This window comes from Scytonema millei VB511283, from assembly GCF_000817735.3.
GTDB lineage: Bacteria > Cyanobacteriota > Cyanobacteriia > Cyanobacteriales > Chroococcidiopsidaceae > Chroococcidiopsis > Chroococcidiopsis millei_B.
The window spans coordinates 1,392,576-1,412,879 of sequence record NZ_JTJC03000001.1; the positions used below are offsets into that span (position 1 = coordinate 1,392,576).

Sequence of the window (20,304 nt, forward strand, 5' to 3'; positions counted from 1 at the left end):
GTAGTTGATGGAATATCGATTTCTTACTCCCGATTCCCGCACGGGCGGGTTTTGACCGAGATTTACTGTCTCAGTTGAAGATCTATTTGCTCAACCCACCCGTACAAATTCCCATTTTTATCGATGAGTAGAAGCTTATGAATTTGATTTTTCTGATTCCATTAGCAACTTGTTTTTTGACTGGCTATCTGTGCCAAAAATGTCCTGGTGAAATAGCATATCTTACTGCTGTCATTGCAATTGTTAGTTTGATTTTGAGTTTGATTTTAGCCCCTTGGCAGCTTCAGCTATTGATAATCCTGCTTGTTTTTAGCACGACTAGAAAGTTGTTGCGGCAAAATGAGTATAGATTGCGGTTGATGGATCGACAAAAGCAAGGCGATCGCAACATGTAAATGTACGTCAGACTCATCCGTTAGATAGAGTTCTGAGAAAAATAACTCGCACCATTGGCTAGAGGAAAGGAGCTGCTTGGCTTTTTACTATATCTACTTAAAGTTTAAGAGTCGCGATCGCCCAACTGCATTAATCTACGAAAGCCAGGAGTAAGACATGACAGCCTCAGATGAAAAGCGTAAAATTCGCTATGCAGTAGTCGGCTTGGGGTGGATTTCCCAAGTCGCAGTACTACCAGCCTTTGCCAATGCTGAAAATGCTGAATTAGTGGCTCTGGTTTCAGACGATCCAACCAAGCGAGAGGATTTGGGCAAAAAATATCAGGTACAAAAGACTTATTCTTATGCAGAGTACGATCGCTGTCTTGATGGTGAGGTTGATGCTGTCTATATTGGCTTACCCAACCACCTGCATCGAGAATACACCGTACGAGCTGCACAAGCTGGGGTACACGTACTCTGCGAAAAACCAATGGCAGTTACGGAGCAAGACTGCGAGGCGATGATTGTAGCTTGCCAAGATAATAACGTTAAACTGATGATTGCTTATCGCTTGCATTTCGAGCCTGCAAATATGCAAGCAGTAGAAATTGTGAAATCGGGAGAAATTGGCGAACCGCGATTTTTTAGTTCGGTTTTTACCCAGCAGGTAGAAGCGGCGAACGTCCGCGTCAAGAAAGCTTTGGGTGGCGGCGTTCTAGACGATATGGGCATCTACTGCATCAATGCCGCTCGTTATCTATTTCAAGATGAGCCAGTTGAAGTATTCGCTATCAGTGCTAGCAAGCCAGAATCGCGCTTTCAGGAAGTAGCAGAAATGCACAGCGTTATTTTGCGGTTTCCCGAAGATCGGTTAGCGACGTTTACTTGTAGCTTCGGTGCTGCTCCCGTGGCGAACTATCAGATTGTTGGCACAAAAGGAGATTTGAGGCTAGATCCTGGTTATGACTTTCAAGGAGCGCTGACGCACTACTTGACAATCGATGGCAAAACTCAGGAACGGACTTTTCTACCCACCGATCAGTTTGCCGCAGAATTAATTTACTTTGCTGACTGCATACTACAAAATAAAGATCCAGAGCCATCAGGGATTGAGGGTTTAAACGATATTCGGATTATCCGCGCCCTCGATCGCGCTGTTGAAACTGGTAGTCCTGTAAAGTTAGGCAAGCTAGAAAAGCAACAACACCCCTCAGCCGCTCAAATTATCGAGCGTCCGCCGATTCAACAGCCAGAGCTAATTCATGCTGCCGATCCTTCAGGAAAGTCTTAAGGATTAGTCATTGTGTCATTGTGTCATGACTTGTGAAAGACTAATGAAAAACCTTTGAAACCTGCGCAGGCAGGTTTTATTTGTGTAGTCGCGATTTCTAATCGCAGGAGTGCTTTTGTACCGTCCTACTAAATTTTTAGAGTTAAATGCAATATTTTATACCAATAAGTCAAACTGCTTTAAAGACTGAAAACGGTTGTTGTGCAAAGCTTTAAAAACTGATATGGCTGAACGAAATCGAGCGCTCTTGGTGACAATATAACACTCGTGTAATGCGATTGTAAGACTGAAGCGCGAAAAGATAGTGCTATCTGCCGATCCCGATCGCTTCCGATCGATAAAATAGAGTAGCGATCGCTTATGATAAAAGTCATATTTCTGCAAATATTGCTAAACTCTTGATAGTATCATAATCAAGGCATAGTTGGTTTACAGCGCAAACAGCACGCATATAGATGAGAAAAGACGTTTATGCTCAAGAAGCATAATTTCAATTATCAATAAAAAATAGAGTTGTTGCGATTAGTAAAAATTGCTACTTAAATTTTCTTCAACTACGCACACAGTTTTTTTTAAACTTCCTTTTCTCAGAATTCTATTACAAATCATCAGAAAAGCTTGGCAAACATCTAAGCATTATTCTGGAAAATAGCAAACTCTGCCTGTAGTGATTAAGTAGAGTAGCCTTTACATCATATTTTGTCATGCAGTTAGCTAATCGCGTTGCAATTCCACTGCGGACTCTGACTTTACCCGAACAAACCCCCGAGAAACCAAGGATTATAGTATTTCACTCTACAGGCTCTTCAAATTCACAATTATCACGTCCTCACTCTCATACATTTTTTGAACTTTTTTTTGTTGAAGAGGGTGAAGGTTGGTATTCAATAGGCGATCGCCCTATTTGGGCTAAACCTGGCGATCTATTTTTACTTCCTCCTGGTGAGGTTCACGATCCGAGTGGACTCGATGATGCAACTAAGTGGGTTGTTGGTTTCAGTGCCGAAGCTCTTCACCCTGCCCGTGCTGAAGCCGATATGCTCTTAATGTTACCCGATCGCCTGCTGAACTCATTTGTTCACACTGAAAATGCCCAAACCAAGCATTATTATGTACCAACTGAGATCCGATCGCGCTGGTTAATTCTACTGGGACAACTCAAAAGCGAACTTTGCGATCGGGGATTTGGTTTTACCGAAGCAACTCGCGCTCTATTAATTCTATTACTGATAGAAACTGCTAGACTCGCTGCATCTGAACTACCTGAATCAAAAAAATCTTCGCCTCAAACTCGCCCAATAGTAAAACAAGTTTTGGGCTTTATTGATGCTAATTATTGCAACTCCATTGGACTGCAAGAAGTGGCTAAGGCAGTTAATCTTTCTGCCGCTTATTTAACTGACATGATCCGCCGAGAAACTGGCAAAACCGTACTGAGTTGGATTGTCGAACGTCGCATGACAGAAGCTCGTCGCTTGCTTTTAGAAACCGATCTGGCGGTAATTCAAATTGCCGAAGCAGTAGGCTATTGCGATGCAGGTTATTTCATTCGCCTATTTCGGCGACTGAACGGCACAACCCCTCAAGCATGGCGAGTTATGTATCGCGGCTAGTATAAAAGGCAAAAGTTAAAAGTTTAATACATGCGTAGGGGCGCACATCTGTGCGCCCCTACAGATCTAGGTACCTCATTCAACTGAGAATGCCTATAATTTAATTCAATAATTTGAATGTAAAGATTTTTTCCCATTGGCATAAATTCAGTCAATTTGATTGAGTATCACTACGAACATAAAACATTAAACTACAAATCTCTTCGTAAGAAACAAGACAAAAAAAACAACCAATCGCACAAAAAGAATGTCCATTGATGTTCGAGTTTATCTTACATACACTAATAAACATAGAACAAATAGAACTGAGGCGATCGAGCGACGTGACGTAGTCAAACAATCGAGATGTATGGACATAGTTCTACTTAAAACTTTCTCCAATTAATGCTCTAGTTTGAAAAAACTGAACTAGAGATTTTGTGAATAGGAGTTTGGGATTTCTGCATTGCATCGATCGCAATTTAGAGAAATCGACACGTTTCTTGAGAATTTAAATAGCGCAATTAGCCCTAAATCGAGGACAAAAACAATGAGACAATTTACAATTAGTACGACCCTAATGGGTAACGTAACTGAAATTAGAGAGCAAGAAGCTGCCTTTCATATTAAATGCAGAAGTGGTGACGAACTAGTCGTCAATGTGGGTAGAGAAACCCAATTTCAGTTTGTACAAAATTTAGATGGAATTAATCGCGATCGCTATCCAACTCCCGAAGGTTTCGAGAGAAACCCATCGCAGTTAGTTAAAAAGTATATTAAGCCCGATCGCTTAGTTGTCGTTCAAGGCGTTTATCTAGAAGACGATCCCCATCGTCGCCTTGATGCACGAATGATTAATGTTTTGCATACCCCTGAAGGAAAATTTCTATTCGAGCAAACGCATTGGTGGTTGGTTCAAATTGCTCGTTTAGCTGATACTTGGTTAGGTTTCTTATTTCCCAATAAGATGACTTATGAAATTGATGATTTCAAACTGTATCAGACTAATTTAAACATTATCGGTTTGCGTACTGATGATAACTTGCAAGAAAGTTCGACGCTATCGCGATTGATCTACGGTCTCTCTTCAGCTTACCTACTCACTGGATGCGAAAGCTATTTATCAGCGGCGCGTGCAGGAGTTCAGTATCAAAGAGAAACTTTTCGCGGCTTAACGAGCGATGGCAAACATTGTTTTTGGGCATCCGGTAAGCGCAAGACAGATTACAGCTATCAACTGTACATGACATCGCAAAATAGTGACGATCTCAATACAATTCCGCTCTACGAACAAATATATGCCTTAGCTGGATTAGCTCAATACTATCGAATTACCCTCGACTGGGAAGTACTAGATGATATTCAACGAACAATTCGTACTTTTAACGATTACTATCTAGATTTTGAATCGAAGTATGGCGAGAATGCTTTTGGAGATTACTTCTCACACCTCGATTATGCAACCCTAAGTTGGGATAATGAGGCGTTAGGCGACAATCAAGCGAGGAAAAATTGGAATTCTATTGGCGACCATATTCCAGCTTATTTGGTCAATCTCATATTAGCTCTTGAGCCATTACCAAGAACTTGTGGCAACTTTGAAGAACTTCAGAAGTTTTTAAATATCTGCAAAAAGATTCTCCATACGACCAGCACGATTATCATCGAGCAGTTTCCCGATCCAGATTCGAGCATACCATTTGTAAACGAGAGGTTTTTCCGCAACTGGCAACCAGACCAATCTTGGCGCTGGCAGCAAAATCGTGCCGTGATTGGACACAACTTAAAGATTGCCTGGAACTTGACTCGCGTTGCCAATTACTACTACTTTGCGGCTGAAAGCTCTAGAGCTGAAAACCCAGAAGCGGCAGAGCCAACAAAACAGTTTGCCGATAAGTTGATGAAACTAGCGGATAAATTAGGCTCGACAATGGCTGAGATTGGTGTCGATCTATTCCGAGGCGGAATTTTTGATACCGTAGAGCGCCACCCTACCAACGGATTCTCACTAGAATTCCCTTGGAGCAACACAAAAGACTTTTGGCAACAAGAACAAGCTCTCTTAGCCTACTTAATTCTGCATGGTTGCAGCAATGAAGATGAAACACAAAAGCAGAAGTATTTAGAACTTGCTCAAGAGACAGCCGCTTTCTGGAATTTATTCTTCCTCGATCAAGACAGCAAAGGGATCTTTTTCCGAGTCACCGAAAGCGGAATGCCCGTAATTCAAGGTGGTTATGGGAATAAAGGCGGACACGCGATCTCCGGCTACCATGCCTTCGAGCTAAATTATTTGGCTCACATCTATATCAGTTCTTACGTCACGAAACAACCTTTCTGCCTCTACTTCAAACCTAATAAAAATTGTCGGCAGCGCTCTATTAATGTCTTACCTGATTTTGTCAGACCTCATAGCTTGCAAGTTAGCCGCATCAGCATTGATGGTAGCGATCGCGATGATATCGATCCCGATAACTTCCGAATTAATCTGAGCGAAAAAGAATTTCAACTTGGTTCGGAAGCAGAGATCGTCGTACAACTGAAGCCTTTAAGCGCGTAGGAGCAAACAAATGACTGCGAGAATGCTTGAAGGCAAGAAAATCGCCGTACTGGTTGAAACTGAATACATCCCTTACGAGATCGAAGCATATCAAACACGCTTTGCCGAACTAGGTGCAACCGTCCATTTAATGTCTCGGTTGTGGGATCAGCCCAGCGCTCGCTTTGCCGCTGATGTCGATAGCGTCGAAGTAGCAGATCGGATTAACAGGCAAGAAACGTCCCTCGCAACATTGGAAGTCAACATCGACTTTCAAAACGTAGAGATCAACGAATATGCAGCCGTGATCGTGGCTGCAAATTACACCAGCGTCCGCCTACGGTACTTTCAACCCCCACAGGGACAACAAATCAGCCCAGAACAGACTCGCACGGCTCCAGCAGTCCAATTCTTCGCTCAAGCAATGGCGAATCCCAAAATCATCAAAGGGCTACTGTGCCACGGGTTATGGTTGCTGACACCAATGCCAGAGCTACTGAAAGGACGGCGGGTGATTTGCCACGAAGTTGTCTTAGCAGACATCACAAATGCAGGCGCAATTTACGTGCCACCCCCTCTGGATTCCGAGCCAAACGATCCCCAAAACATTGTGGTCGATCGCGACATGGTAACGGGACGAGCAGGACATGACGTTAACGCATTTATCGATGCGATCGCGACTCAAATCAAACAGAATTCGGGAGTCGGGAGTTGTAGGGGCGGGTTTAGCAAATAGATCTCTAACTGAGACCGAAAATCTCGGGTCAAAACCCGCCCGTACGGGAGTCAGAAGTCGTAAGTCGTAAGGATTTCACGCACCAATTACCAATTACCAATTTAGAGGTTCCAATGACTAAAAAGATTTTGATTATTCTATCCGAATGGGGTTACTGGGGCGAAGAATTGATCGGTCCCCTAGAAACTTTCGATGCTGCTGGATATCAAGTGGACTTTGCAACTCCAACAGGCAAAAGACCTGTAGCCCTCACCCCTAGCATGGATGCTACATTCGTCGATCCGCCTTTAGGTCGTCCTGTTGTTTCTCAAGAAATGGCAGAGAAAGTCCGCGCTATAGACGACCCCAACAATCCCCGCTTAAATAATCCAATCAGCTTGAGAGATTGGCTACCTGAAAGACCTTATTGGAGTTCTCCTAAATTTCTGCGGGAAATGGAAGCATATTATCGCAGGCTTGAGGAAATTCGCGAGCAAGATTTGAGCCAATACGATTCGATGTTAATCGTCGGTGGTAGCGGTCCTCTAGTGGATTTGGTCAACAACCAAAGAGTCCACGACCTAATCCTCAACTTCTATCAAATGGATAAACCCATTGCTGCCGAATGTTATGGCGTTCCCTGCCTTGCCTTTGCCCGCGACATCAACGATCGCAAAAGCATTATCTGGGGCAAGCACGTTACAGGTCATTGTTTGGAATATGACTACAAAGACGGTACGGGATTTATGGGAACGAACGTCAATCCTAGCTTAGGCGATATTAACTTCGGTCCTCCGTTCTATCCGCTAGAGTATATTCTGCGCGATGCCACGGGACCAGAAGGGCAATTCCACGGTAACGTCGGGCATGAAGTTTCAGTCATTGTCGATTACCCCTTCGTCACAGGTCGTTCCACCCCAGACTCCTATGCCACTGGTCAGCGGTTAGTGGAAGTTCTGGAAAAGGGATTGAGACGATACGGCTGGTAGCGGAAGAGGACAAGGGAGACAAGGGAGACAAGGGAGACAAGGGAGAAATTACAGGTTACTGGTCACTGCTCCCTGCTCCCTGCTCCCTGCTCCCTCTCTAGAAGGAAAAAATCATGGAAAAAAGAAACGGTAGATTTGCAATTATCGAGCAATTACTTGCTGATGGTATCCGCTATATGTTCGGCAACCCCGGTACGTCGGAAGAGGGGTTTCTCGATGCACTCAGCGATTATTATCCAGAATTTGAATACATTCTTGCCTTACAAGAGACGATCGCGGTAGCGGCTGCTGATGGCTACGCTCGTTCTACTAAAAAGCCGACCATCGTGCAACTGCATAGCGGGGTTGGTCTGGGTAATGGGATCGGCATGTTGTACCAAGCAATGCGGGGTCATGCGCCACTAGTCGTAATAGCAGGTGAATCTGGAATTCAATACGATGCGATGGATGCGCAGATGGCAGCAGACTTAGTGAGTATGGCAAAACCTGTCACTAAATGGGCAACCAGGGTGGTTCATCCGAGTTCGCTGCTGCGGGTATTGCGACGAGCAATCAAAATCGCTGCTACGCCACCGATGGGTCCGGTTTTTGTCTCTTTACCGATGGATGTGTTGGATGCACCAAATGAGGAAGAAGTTGTGCCGACTTCGATCCCAGTGACGCGAGTTGCTCCCGAACCGGAGGCGATCGCCAAAGCAGCGTCAATGCTAGCTACAGCAGCCAAACCACTGATTATTGTCGGTGACGGTATAGCTTATTCCGACGCTCAAGCAGAATTAACTCGCGTTGCAGAATTGGTTGGCGCTCAAGTCTGGGGTTCGGATTCATCGGAACCAAATATGAGCGCAACCCATCCGCTGTTTGGTGGGCTATTGGGTCATATGTTTGGCGAAGTGAGCAGCCGCATTACATCTCAAGCCGATGTTGTGCTGATTTGCGGTACATATGTTTTCCCCGAAGTCTTTCCTGCTTTGTCTGGTGCGTTTGCTCCTGATGCAAAAATCGTTCACATCGATTTGAATGCTTACGAAATCGCTAAGAATTTCCCTGTAGATCTAGGTATAGTCAGCGATCCGAAAACGACCCTTGCCAAGCTGGGTGCAGAATTAGAAAAAATAATGACTGCCGAGCAAAAGCGGCTAGTCGGTCAAAGAACTACCCAAATTGCTGAAACGAAAAAGCAGCAAATGGCAGAGCAGTTTGAAGCTGACAAAGCCGTGCATGACTTAGTACCTCTGCACTTATCGCAATTTGCCGAAGAACTTGCCAGACATTTACCACCAAACGCGATCGTCTTCGATGAGGCAATTACTCATTCTGAAGAATTATGTCGCTACATTCCACCGACGACGCTGGGGCATTATTTCCAGACGCGGGGCGGTTCTCTCGGTGTAGGTATTCCTGGTGCAATTGGGATTAAGCTCGCCCATCCCGACAAAACGGCGATCGGCTTTTCAGGCGATGGTGGTGCAATGTATACCATCCAAGCGTTATGGACGGCTGCGCACCACAATATCGATGCTAAGTTTGTCATTTGCAACAATCGCAGCTATCGCATTTTGAAGCTGAATATTTTGCAGTATTGGCAAGAACAGCAGCTGCCGCAAGGCGAATTTCCTGCCTCTTTCGATTTGTGTCATCCCGATCTGCGGTTTGACGAACTAGCACGGGCGATGGGAGTGCAAGCCGTGCGCGTGGAAACACCAGAGCAGATCAAACCCGCGATCGCTCAAGCTTTATTCCACAACGGACCTTTCCTGATCGACCTCGTCATCAGTAATGAAGTCCCAGGAGCGATCGGCTAGGGACTGGAAGAGAGCAGAGGGAGCAATTCAAAATTCAAAATTCAAAATTAATTCTGAATTCTCCCCACCACGCACCACGCACCACTCTCTTGCTGATAACTGATAACTGATAACTGACAACTGGTTACTACTCACTATGATCCATCAACTAATATTTGCCCATCCTAGACCAGGGATGAGTGAGAAAGACTTTCAAGACTATTGGATTAACATTCATGCGGCAAATTATGCCAGCAAAATTCCTCAAATTAGAAGGTATTTAATTGATTTGAGAATTCCTTTTGGAGCAGAGCCAGAAGACCCTCTTTTTAGTGGTGTTGCTGAAATTTGGCTAGAAAATGAAGCAGAACAAATTGCTTCGCTTCAGTCTAAAGAGTTTATCGAAGGGGCGCGGCGAGATGAACCAAATTGGGCAGCATTTTGGCGCACGGTTGGGTTAGATACTACAGCTCATGTTTTGATGGCAGGAGAACCGCTACAAAGAGACTCCGAGCAAATCAAGCTTTTAGTTATGGTGAAGCGTAAAGCTGGAATGCCATTAGCAGAATTTCGTCAAACGATGTTGCACGGTCATGCAGCTAAAGTTATGAAACTTCCAGGTCTGCAACGCTATCTTCAGTGTCACGTGCGCGATAGTTTTTATGCGATCGGTGAATCTATTCTCGATTGTGTATCGCAACTTTGGTTTGACGATCTATCCTCTCTTGAGAAAGCTCTGAATTCACCAGAATATGAGAATTTCATTTTGCCAGATTTTGGACAACTTTTTGAAAGTAATTACGTTCACAGTATGGTGACAACTGAAAACTGGATTATTGGACCAGATTTTCGTTAAAAGGAATGAGATCGAGGAAATAGAAGTTATGTCGAAAGAAAGCGTAATTGATTTTTTCAGAGTTTGTCATCACGATACAACTTTGTTTGCGAAATTCGAGTCAAAGAATTTATCTGAAGTCATTTTTCACGCTAAAAGTTTGGGTTACAGCTTTAATGGTGAGGAATTAGCTGAGGTTATTGGAGGTATGGAAGCTCAGATTATTACAGAGAGAATGGGTGAAGCGATCGATGCTAACAGTAGTTTATGGCGGAGAATGTGGGGAAAGTCTCGCCTGCAATATGTAATTGAAGAATTATTTCAGACTTTTTCTGAAGCGGAACTAAAGCAGTTTCTTAACTAATAAAAATCTTATGGCAAGAATAGAAGTGATTAACTTTTTACAAGCACTCGTTCGCCAATCTGAATTGCAAACCAAATTAAAAACTCTTCTTAAACCAGAAGTTTTAGCATATGCGGAGCAAGCGGGTTATAAGTTTACCGAACAAGAATTTGACGATACTGTCTGGGGAATCGAGATTTATTTAGCAAATAAATTAGGGGAAAATTTCGATTTGACATTTAGTTTGTGGGAAACAATGTGGGGCAAATACTATCTGGAATATCTCGCTGCTAACGTCATTGATAGTTTATCCCAAAAAGAGATTGATGAGTTTCTAAACCAGTAAAAAAGGTGGACTAGTCAATGAATTTTGAACGTACATTTGATTACATTATTGTAGGTGCTGGCGCGGCTGGTTGCGTCATTGCCTACCGACTGATGAAAAATCTGGGTTGTAGCGTTCTGTTACTCGAAGCAGGCAGTCCAGATAGTAACCCCGCCATCCACAACACAGATATGCAGTCGATGACTTCTCTGTGGGGTTCTAATGCAGATTGGGGTTACTCAACCGAACCAGAACCAGGTTTAGGCGATCGCCAAATCTCCATCGCGCAAGGCAAAGTTTTGGGCGGCGGGACTTCAATCAATGCGATGATGTACATTCGGGGCAATCGTCGCGACTACGATCGCTGGAAATATTTAGGTAACGAAGGTTGGAGTTACCAAGAAATTTTACCCTATTTCAAGAAATCGGAAGATTATGAAGGGGGAGCCTCGGAATATCGAGGTGTAGGGGGACCTTTACACGTCATTAACTATCGCAATCCTGCACCTGTATCCCAGGCTTTCGTGTCAGCAGCGATGGAATTGGGTTATGGGGGTAATGGCTGGGACTGCAACGGCGCACAACAGGAAAATGGCGCATTTTTCTATCAATCGACTCGCACTCAAGATAATCAGCGTTGCAGTACGGCTGTTGCTTTTCTCAGACCAATTCTCGGACATCCCAATTTTGCAGTAGAAGTTAACGCGCAAGTCACCCGACTTTTATTTGCCAAACAGCGAGTTATTGGGTTGGAATATCTGCAAGACGGCAAAATTCACCAAGTTAAAGCCGAAGCAGAAGTCATTCTTAGTTGCGGTGCATTTGAATCGCCAAAACTGTTAATGCTTTCCGGTATTGGAGCCGCCGAACATTTGCAAGCTCATGGTATTCCCCTCGTAGTAGATTTACCAGGAGTCGGTAAAAATCTGCAAGATCATTTGCTATTTGGAGTTGGATATAGCTGCAAGCAAGAACAACCCGTACCTAATCTTCTTTCCGAAGTAGGTTTATTTACTTACACCAACAGCGACATCGATCGCAGTACGAACTCACCCGATCTGCAATTCTTTTTTGGACCCGTACAATTTTTAGAACCTCAGTATCGAGTCGATGGTCCTGGCTTTACTTTCGCACCAATTTTAGTGCAGCCGCAAAGTCGAGGTACTGTTTCTTTAAGATCTAACAATCCTCAAGATTTAGCTGTTTTGCGTCCTAATTACTTACAGTCTGAAGCCGATCTTGATGTGTTAATTCGAGGAATTGAATTATCGAGAGAATTAGTGAATACTCGCGCTTTTGATGAATTTCGCGGTGAAGAATTAGCCCCAGGAATTTCTGTAACTAGCAAAGCAGAATTAAGCGCCTATATTCGACAAGTTGCTTCCACTGTTTGGCATCCAGTTGGAACTTGCAAAATGGGAAGCGATCGCGATGCCGTTGTCAATGCTCGACTTCAGGTTTATGGAGTAGAAGGATTGCGAGTTGCCGATGCTTCGATTATGCCCACAATTACGAGCGGGAATACGAATGCTCCTACTATCGCTATTGGTGAAAAAGCAGCCGATATGATTATTTCTACTCGGTAATTCGACAAAACTCAAACCAAAAATTCTAAAAAAAATAATGAATGAAGTGAGAGGCGATCGTGACAGAAACTTTTGATTATATTATTGTTGGTTCGGGTGCGGCAGGTGCAACCGTTGCTTATCGCTTGAGCGAACTTGCTGATGCCAAAGTCTTAATTTTGGAAGCTGGTGGAACTCAAAATTGGGAAGCTATTGACGTTCCCTATCGCTGGAATGAGTTGCTATTGACTGAAATCGATTGGGCTTACATGAGCGTTCCCCAGCCAGGGTTAGCTAACAGACAAATCTATTCTGCGGCTGGCAAACTGATCGGCGGAACTTCCAATATTTATCACATGATTCACACCAGAGGTAAAGCCGCTGATTTTGATGATTGGGCTTACAACGGTTGTTCCGGTTGGTCTTTCAAAGATGTGCTACCCTATTTTCAAAAACTCGAAAATCAGGAAGACGACACCAACCCTACTGCGGGTAAAGGTGGACCAATTAATATCATTGATGCCAAATACGAAGGCAACCCAGCTTCGCAAACTTTCATCGATGCCTGTGTAGAACTAGGATATCCTTATGTCAAAGATTTTAATGCCGAAGATTTTGGTGTTGGTTGGCATCACGTCGATATTAAAAATGGCAGGCGAGCAGGGGTCAGAACGGCATATTTAGAACCAGCTTTAGCTCGCCCTAATGTAACTTTAAGCAGCAACTCTCAAGCAACAAAACTGGTAATAGAAAACAATCGTTGTGTAGGGGTTGAATATCAGCAGGACGGAGTTTTAAAAACTGTCAGAGCCGATCGCGAAGTCATTGTTTGTGCGGGTGCAATTCAATCGCCAAAATTATTGCTGCTTTCAGGTATTGGCAATCCAGAACAACTGCAACAATTCAACATACCTACAGTAGTCGATTTACCGGGTGTAGGAGAAAATTTTCACGACCATCCGCTGATTATCGGTCCGATGGGCATGATGTCCGAACCAGGAGCCGATCCCAAGGGCAACATGACTGAAGTTGCCTTATTTTGGAAATCCGAACCGTCGATGCTGGTTCCCGATTTAGAAATTTGTTTGGTGCATCGCGCCCCATTTGGCGAATCATTTTTCGGTAACGTCATTCAACGCCTGCAAACGAATCAACCAATTGCGCCAGTCAGCCAGCTTGTCGATCCGAGAATCATTTTGGCACTACCTGGTTTAGTACGTCCGCTATCGCGTGGTTGGGTGCGTTTGGCAAGTAGCGATCCGATGGCTAATCCGCTGATTAACGCCAATTATGGTGCAGAAAAAGCAGATATCGATCGCATGGTCGAGATGGTAAAAATAGCCCGTCAGATTTATCAAACTCAAGCCTTTGCCAAGTTAGGTTTAACAGAAATCAACCCAGGTCCAGAAGTCAACAGCGAAGCAGCACTCAGAGATTGGGTAATTAACAATGTCGGTTCCTACTACCACTACGTAGGATCTTGCAAAATGGGTGTCGATCGCATGGCAGTTGTAGACACGCAACTGAAAGTTTACGGCGTGGAAGGATTGCGTGTCGCAGATGCTTCGGTAATGCCCGCCATCCCCTCATCCAACCCCCATACAACAATCGTCGCGATCGGCGAAAGAGCCGCAGATTTTATCAAACAAGAGTTGTAAGTCGGGAGTCGGGAGTCGGGAGTCGGGAGTCGGGGAAAGAGAGCTGCTCTTGAGCTGAGGAAGCTAGGGGAGCAATTCTAACCACTGGTTCCACCAGTCACTAGTCACTGATAACTGATAACTGATAACTGATAACTGATAACTACCCACTAGAGGTCAAAATGCCAGAACAAACACAAACAGAAATTTTCGATTTAGGTGATTTCCAACTATCAACCGGATTCATCCTCTCGAATGCCAAATTAGCGTATAAAACCCACGGTAAACTGAACGCAGCGAAAGACAATGCGATTCTGTTTCCCCATTTTTTAGGCGGAGCGCCAGAAGCTCTAGAAATCTATATTGGCGAAGATCGTCCGCTCGACCCGCGCAAATACTTTATCATCTTACCTGGGCTGTTAGGCAATGGTGTCTCTTCCTCGCCCAGCAACACAGCCGCACCATTCGATCGCGGAGCCTTCCCGCAAACTTACATTGCTGATGATGTCATCGCTCAGCATCGGCTCGTAACGGAAAAATTCGGCATCGACGAACTGTATTTAGTCCTCGGTTGGTCTGTCGGCGCGCTGCAAACTTATGAGTGGGCGGTTCGCTTTCCCCACATGGTCAAACGTGCTGCTTCGATCGCGGGCGCTCCCAAGCCTTCCCCGTGGACTCTTTTGTGGTTGCGGACGGCAATTGAGGAGCCGATCTTAGCCGATCCCGCTTGGAACAACGGTTTCTACACCGATCCCCAAGCCGTACAAGCTGGATTGCGCCGTCAAGCACACGTCATGGCGCTGACACTACCACCACTGGGATTCTACCGTGAAGGCGAAGAAGTCTGGCGGACGATCGGCTTTGCTTCGATGGATGATTTCGTTTCTCGTTTCTGGGAAGCCTTTATGCTGCCCCAAGACCCCAACAATTTGATTAATCAATCACGCAAGACCCGCGCCGCCGACCCCAGTGCTGGTGGCGATCTATCTGCCGCACTCAGCCGCATTAAAGCACAGATGTTTGTGGTTGCTTTCACTGGCGATCGCATGTTTCCGCCGGAAGAATGCCAGCGCGATGCTGAAAGGATTCCCAACGCTAAGTATTGGGAAGTTAACAGCATCGGCGGACACTTGACGACATTTTCTCTGACTGAGCAAGACAGACAGGCAATGGATGATGTGCTGCGGCAAGTGCTAACAGCCTAGAGGGAGCAGGGAGCAGGGAGTAGGGAGCAGAGGGGCAGAGGAGCTGAGGGAGCTGAGGGAGCTGAGGGAGCAAAAAACAACCGTCAACCGTCAACTGTCAACCGTCAACAATCAACTACCAATTACCAACTACCAGTTACCATCTGCGTTCCTTTTGCAAGAAATTTAGTATTTTCATGGAGAGAATCAATGTATATCGGTCGCGATTGGTCAATCGATCACAACCAACGGGCAAAAGTCAACAACGCCGAACTCAGATATGCTTTAGTGGGGAGTGGCGAACCCGTACTGTGCATTCATGGTACGAATATTGCTGACAGCCTGATTACACCGCTACAGTTTTATCCCCAACTGTTTGAAAAATACCAGTTTATCAGCTACTACAGAGCTGGCTACAACGGCAGCACCCTAGAGAAAGATAGTTTGAGCATTGAAGAAGGTGCAGAACACGCTAAACAATTGTTGGAGCATTTAGGAATTAAAAAAGCTCACATTCTGGCTTTTTCCTTTGGTGGTGTCATTGGCTTCCAGTTCATGCTGTCCTATCCCGAAATGGTGCATTCTGCCATCCTGCTCGAACCATATCTGCCGAGAGAAGCACCAGAAGCGGTGGAAGCAAACGTGAATGCCTTTAACCGAGCAATGGATCTGTTTAAAGCTGGCGATCGCCTGGGTGCGGCTCAGCGCTACATGGTGGATGTCTGCGGACACAGTTTTTTGAGTGCCGTGGATATGACGAATCCAATTGACGTGTGGGACAGAGTTGCTGTTGATGCCAATATCACTTTCACGATTGATTTTCCGGCAATTTCCAATTGGGGATTCAGAATGTCAGAGGCAGATCGGCTAGTCGAGAAAAAACCCACTATGCCAGTCTTGGCGGCGATGGGATTGGACAGCGAAGCGGCGATGCCTGGTTTTCGTGAAACGCAGCAGTTTCTGATCGACTGGCTACCGCAAGCAGAACGCTGCGGCATTATGAATGCAACTCACGGGATGCAAAGCATGAATCCTGTAGAAGTCGGACAAGCTGCCCTGGCTTTTCTCCAGAAGCACCCAATGAGTTAAGCCGGAGAAGTATTTGTATGTCTTTACTCGCACAAGCCGAGCAGTTCTTTGCCGCACTGAACGCCCACGATCTAGACAAGGTAGCTGCCGCGATCGCCCCGTCAGCCAGCGTTCGCACCCCCATAGGGTCATTTACTGGCGGTGAAGCTTACCGAGAGTGGATGTTGATGCACTTCCGAGCGTTACCAGATTTTACTCACGAAATTCGCGGTATGGCAGCCGAATCAGACCGGACGCTTGCCTTCGAGCTGCACGCCACTGGAACCATGACTGGTCCTCTGGCTATGCCAGGTGGTGATTTACCTCCTACGGGCAGAACCATCAATATCTCTGCATCCGATTTCTGGCGATTTGAAGATGGGCTGATTGTTGAGTATCATCTCTACTTCGATCGACTCGATTTCTTCGGGCAACTGGGACTAACGCCACCAGCTGATGATTAATTTTTGACGCGATCTTGTATCTTTCTATTAACGCTTTTTGAAGGAAGGTTATGCAGACACGCACTCTCGGTAACAACGGTCCACATGTCTCTGCCTTGGGTTTAGGGTTGATGGGGATGTCAGACTTCTACGGTCCCGCTGATGAAGCTGAAAGTATTTCTACCATACACGATGCTCTCGACGCTGGGATTACGTTATTGGATACAGGAGACTTCTACGGATCGGGTCATAACGAGATGCTCTTGCGCGAAGCCCTGAAAGGTCGCAGGCGTGAAGATGTCTTTATCGCCGTCAAATTCGGGGCGATGCGATCGCCTAATGGTGGTTTTATTGGCGTTGATTGCCGTCCCGCCTCCGTGAAAAACTTCCTCGCCTACACGCTCAAACGGCTAGGAACCGACTACATCGATCTTTACCAACCAGCGCGGATAGACCATACAGTGCCGATTGAGGAGACAGTCGGCGCGATCGCCGAAATGGTTGCAGCGGGATACGTCCGCCATGTCGGACTTTCAGAAGCAGGAGCCGAAACCCTGCGCCGCGCCCAAGCCGTTCACCCGATTAGTTGGCTGCAAATTGAATATTCGCTCCTCAGTCGCGGTATCGAAGCTGAAATTCTGCCTACAGCCCGCGAACTTGGCATTGCGATCGCTGCCTATGGAGTCCTATCGCGCGGTCTTTTGAGCGGTCACTGGTCGAAACAACGATCCGAAACAGCCCGCGATTTCCGCGCCTACCTGCCCCGCTTTACGGGCGCAAACCTAGATTGCAACCTCGCCCTTGTCGAGGCATTACGGGCGATTGCCGACGAGAAAGGGGCGACAGTGGCTCAAGTCGCGATCGCCTGGGCTTTAGCGCAAGGCTCGGACATTATTCCCCTAGTTGGGGCGCGTCGGCGCGATCGCCTTGCTGAGGCGCTAGGGGCGCTAGAAGTGCAGCTGTCTGTGGCAGATCTCGCCCGGATTGAAAAGGCAGTACCGACAACTGCGGTAGCGGGCGATCGCTACGATGCTGGGCAGATGGCTATGCTCGACAGCGAAAGAAAAACATAAAAACGTTAACAAGAGTTTTGCTATGCCTACCATTCAATTTACGTATTGCACGGGATTAAGAAGAGAGATTTTTGCCAACGTTCGCTTAACTGGTGACTGGGACGGCAACGGACGCTATTCTGAGCAGTGGACGACTATCCCCATGCAACAGGCTATTGGTGAAGATGGTTGTCCCTGCTTTACAACGACAGTTGAGTTAGACGATGCGCAAGTTGGTTGGTTATTTCGTTGGGGTGTAATTTTAGATAGTCCAGCAGGTGCAGATTGGTGGGGCATCTCCACTGAGATTAATGACGGCAATTCGAGCGATCGCTACCGCAGTTTTACCCTACAACCTGACAGCGGGAAACCGCAACAAGAACGCTATTACCTCACGCACTCGCGTCTTTTGGGAGCGCAAAAATACTATACCGAGGCTCCCCAACCAGCGATTCAATTTGCCGTCTGGTCGCCTAACGCTCAAAATGTAGAAGTGGTTTTTGGTGGTGCTAGCGGTTATATAGGCGATGACGGTTCTGGCATCGACTCCTCACGCGGTACGCTGGCTTTATCCCGACAAAACAATGGCATTTGGCAGACAAATATCGCCAATTCCGCCCTCGCTAATTTCGCCAATTTTGACCATCTGCCCTATATGTATCGGATTACGAAACAGAATGGCAGAGTGGAATACAAAACAGATTTGTATTCCCGCTGTCAAATAGGTCAAGGAAATGTCAATCCCAACGGCGCAGCTTATACTGGCGATTACCGCGATCTCGATGGTTCGGTGAGTTGTTCGGTAGTTGTCGATCCCGATCGCGTTTTGAGGCAGCCTGGAAATGCGATCGCGCCAGCTTCACAAGATTTTATTACCGAAGCAGAGTTTTGGCAAAACGAATTTAATCCCAATCGTCCCCTTCCCCGTCGTGTTGAAGATCTCGTTATCTACGAACTGCATATTGGTGCGTTGGGATACGGTACGAATCGACCTGGCAATTTTGCCGATGCCTTGCAACTGCTACCCTACTTAGTCGATTTGGGTGTCAATGCAGTTGAATTGTTGCCCATGTCTGAATTTCGGGATGAGCAAAATTGGGGTTATGAAACATCCCACTACTTTGCTTTAGAATACAGCGCGGGTGGTCGCGACCAATTGAAGCATTTCGTCCGCGAGTGCCATCGTAACGGTATTGCCGTAATTATGGATGTGGTATACAATCACTACTCTCCAGATGCCGGACGCGCACAATGGGCTTACGATTCTGATCTTCCCGAAGAAAACATTTATTACTGGTACGAGGGCAACTCTAGCAATTATTTCTACACTGACGGCAGGCACTTCCCAGAAGGCGGATATGTAGACAACATGTCTACTGGCTTTTCTCCCCGCTTTCATGAGGAGATGGTGCGCAAGATGTTTATTAGTAGCGCCGCGACTCTGTTAGAAGAGTTTCATGTTGACGGTTTCCGCGTCGATCAAACAACTTCGATGCATTCGTATAACGTACTACACGCTGACGGCAGATCGTTAGGTAATGTCAATGTTTTTGGGGCTAAATTCCTGCGAGAATGGTGTCGGACGTTGAAGCTGATCCGCCCAGATGTGATGTTGATGGCGGAGGATCATTCTGATTGGGATCGGGTGACTCAGCCGACTGAAAATGGTGGTTTGGGGTTTGATGCGGCTTGGTATTCCAGTTTCTACCATAATTTAGTTGGCGATGCCAGTGCCGGAAGAGAATACGCCAAACTCATTCCTACCGCTGGTTATGGTAATAACGATCCGCTAGCAATGGATTACTTCGCAGGCGCGTTAGCAGCATCCGGCAGTCATAAGGTTGTCTATCATGAATCCCACGACGAAGCAGGTAACTCCTACTACAACGAAGGTGGCAACCGCATCGAGTCGCGGCGCACGATTGTTGCTGCGGTGAACTCTGCACCTTTAATTGGCGAGACGCGGCGCTTTGCTGAGGCACGCTGTCACTTTGCTTGTGGCGTGACAATGCTGAGTGCGGGTACGCCGATGTTCCTCATGGGTGAAGAAATTGGGGCGCAAAAAGCCTACAGATACCGTGGCTTTATGGATAACCGCGAAGATTTGCTAGGCGAACGGCAAACTAACGGACAGCGATTGTTTCGATTCTATCAGGATGTTATCCGACTGCGGCTCAACAATTCAGGATTGCGATCGCACAATATTGACATCATCCACGTCCACAATGCAAACCGAGTTATTGCATTTAGACGCTGGGATAATTCCCAAGAATGTTTAATTGTCGCCAGTCTTAACAATAATCCTTTTGGATCGGGATATGCGATCGAAAGTTCTCGTCTTGGAAATGGTACGTGGCAGGAAATTTTTAATAGCGATGCCGAACCGTATGGGGGAAATAGTGTCGGCAACTTAGGCGGATCTATTGGTTCTAGCAATGGGTGGATTAATGTTGTCATTCCAGCGAACGGATTTGTTGTCTTGCAACGAATTTAGATCCCCCCAACCCCCCCTTCAAAAGGGGGGCAATGGAATTTTTGGTTAGGATATTATAATTTATTCGCATT

17 protein-coding genes are annotated in these 20,304 nt (G+C 46.0%); all 17 read left to right on the plus strand.

All coding sequences use genetic code 11. The features are described 5' to 3' along the window. The first annotated feature begins 137 nt into the window (after nt 1-137). The 17 genes from QH73_RS06265 to QH73_RS06345 all read left to right on the plus strand — a co-directional run bounded on the left by QH73_RS06265 (nt 138) and on the right by QH73_RS06345 (nt 20,233). On the plus strand, nt 138-395 hold the full coding sequence (locus tag QH73_RS06265; protein WP_039715642.1) for a hypothetical protein: 258 nt from the start codon (nt 138-140) through the stop codon (nt 393-395). A gap of 157 nt (nt 396-552) precedes the next feature. Then, on the plus strand, nt 553-1,668 hold the full coding sequence (locus QH73_RS06270) for a Gfo/Idh/MocA family protein (RefSeq protein ID WP_039715643.1): 1,116 nt from the start codon (nt 553-555) through the stop codon (nt 1,666-1,668). Nucleotides 1,669-2,372: 704 nt separating this feature from the next. Continuing rightward, complete coding sequence (locus QH73_RS06275; protein WP_052290049.1) at nt 2,373-3,281, plus strand: AraC family transcriptional regulator; 909 nt, start codon at nt 2,373-2,375, stop codon at nt 3,279-3,281. Nucleotides 3,282-3,810: 529 nt separating this feature from the next. Then, the gene (locus tag QH73_RS06280; protein WP_039715644.1) at nt 3,811-5,820 is read left to right on the plus strand and encodes an AGE family epimerase/isomerase; all 2,010 of its coding nucleotides are present in this window, start codon (nt 3,811-3,813) and stop codon (nt 5,818-5,820) included. A 10-nt stretch (nt 5,821-5,830) separates the two neighbouring features. Continuing rightward, nucleotides 5,831-6,535, plus strand: a complete 705-nt coding sequence (locus QH73_RS06285) for a DJ-1/PfpI family protein (protein ID WP_052290050.1) — start codon at nt 5,831-5,833, stop codon at nt 6,533-6,535. A 113-nt stretch (nt 6,536-6,648) separates the two neighbouring features. Next, nucleotides 6,649-7,503, plus strand: a complete 855-nt coding sequence (locus QH73_RS06290; protein ID WP_039715645.1) for a type 1 glutamine amidotransferase domain-containing protein — start codon at nt 6,649-6,651, stop codon at nt 7,501-7,503. A 113-nt stretch (nt 7,504-7,616) separates the two neighbouring features. Further along, a complete protein-coding gene (locus QH73_RS06295) occupies nt 7,617-9,308 on the plus strand; it encodes a thiamine pyrophosphate-binding protein (RefSeq protein ID WP_039715646.1) in 1,692 nt (563 codons plus the stop codon). Between the two features lie 136 nt (nt 9,309-9,444). After that, entirely contained in the window at nt 9,445-10,143 is a 699-nt protein-coding gene (locus QH73_RS06300) for an EthD domain-containing protein (protein WP_039715647.1), read from the plus strand. Nucleotides 10,144-10,171: 28 nt separating this feature from the next. After that, nucleotides 10,172-10,486 carry a Nif11 family protein gene (locus QH73_RS06305; protein ID WP_039717473.1) on the plus strand — a complete coding sequence of 105 codons (315 nt, stop codon included), beginning with the start codon at nt 10,172-10,174 and terminating at the stop codon, nt 10,484-10,486. Nucleotides 10,487-10,496: 10 nt separating this feature from the next. Beyond that, a complete protein-coding gene (locus tag QH73_RS06310; RefSeq protein WP_039715648.1) occupies nt 10,497-10,811 on the plus strand; it encodes a Nif11-like leader peptide family natural product precursor in 315 nt (104 codons plus the stop codon). Between the two features lie 17 nt (nt 10,812-10,828). Beyond that, entirely contained in the window at nt 10,829-12,376 is a 1,548-nt protein-coding gene (locus QH73_RS06315; RefSeq protein WP_039715649.1) for a GMC family oxidoreductase, read from the plus strand. 59 nt (nt 12,377-12,435) lie between these two features. Continuing rightward, entirely contained in the window at nt 12,436-14,013 is a 1,578-nt protein-coding gene (locus QH73_RS29125; protein WP_039715650.1) for a GMC family oxidoreductase, read from the plus strand. A gap of 161 nt (nt 14,014-14,174) precedes the next feature. Next, on the plus strand, nt 14,175-15,197 hold the full coding sequence (locus QH73_RS06325; RefSeq protein WP_039715651.1) for an alpha/beta fold hydrolase: 1,023 nt from the start codon (nt 14,175-14,177) through the stop codon (nt 15,195-15,197). Between the two features lie 189 nt (nt 15,198-15,386). Then, nucleotides 15,387-16,265, plus strand: coding sequence for an alpha/beta fold hydrolase (locus QH73_RS06330; RefSeq protein ID WP_039715652.1), 879 nt, complete (start codon nt 15,387-15,389; stop codon nt 16,263-16,265). Nucleotides 16,266-16,282: 17 nt separating this feature from the next. Next, nucleotides 16,283-16,708: an ester cyclase gene (locus QH73_RS06335; protein WP_052290051.1), complete on the plus strand. Its 426-nt coding sequence runs from the start codon at nt 16,283-16,285 to the stop codon at nt 16,706-16,708. Nucleotides 16,709-16,758: 50 nt separating this feature from the next. After that, entirely contained in the window at nt 16,759-17,760 is a 1,002-nt protein-coding gene (locus QH73_RS06340; protein WP_039715653.1) for an aldo/keto reductase, read from the plus strand. Between the two features lie 22 nt (nt 17,761-17,782). Further along, the gene (locus QH73_RS06345; RefSeq protein WP_039715654.1) at nt 17,783-20,233 is read left to right on the plus strand and encodes an alpha-amylase family glycosyl hydrolase; all 2,451 of its coding nucleotides are present in this window, start codon (nt 17,783-17,785) and stop codon (nt 20,231-20,233) included. Nucleotides 20,234-20,304: the final 71 nt, after the last annotated feature.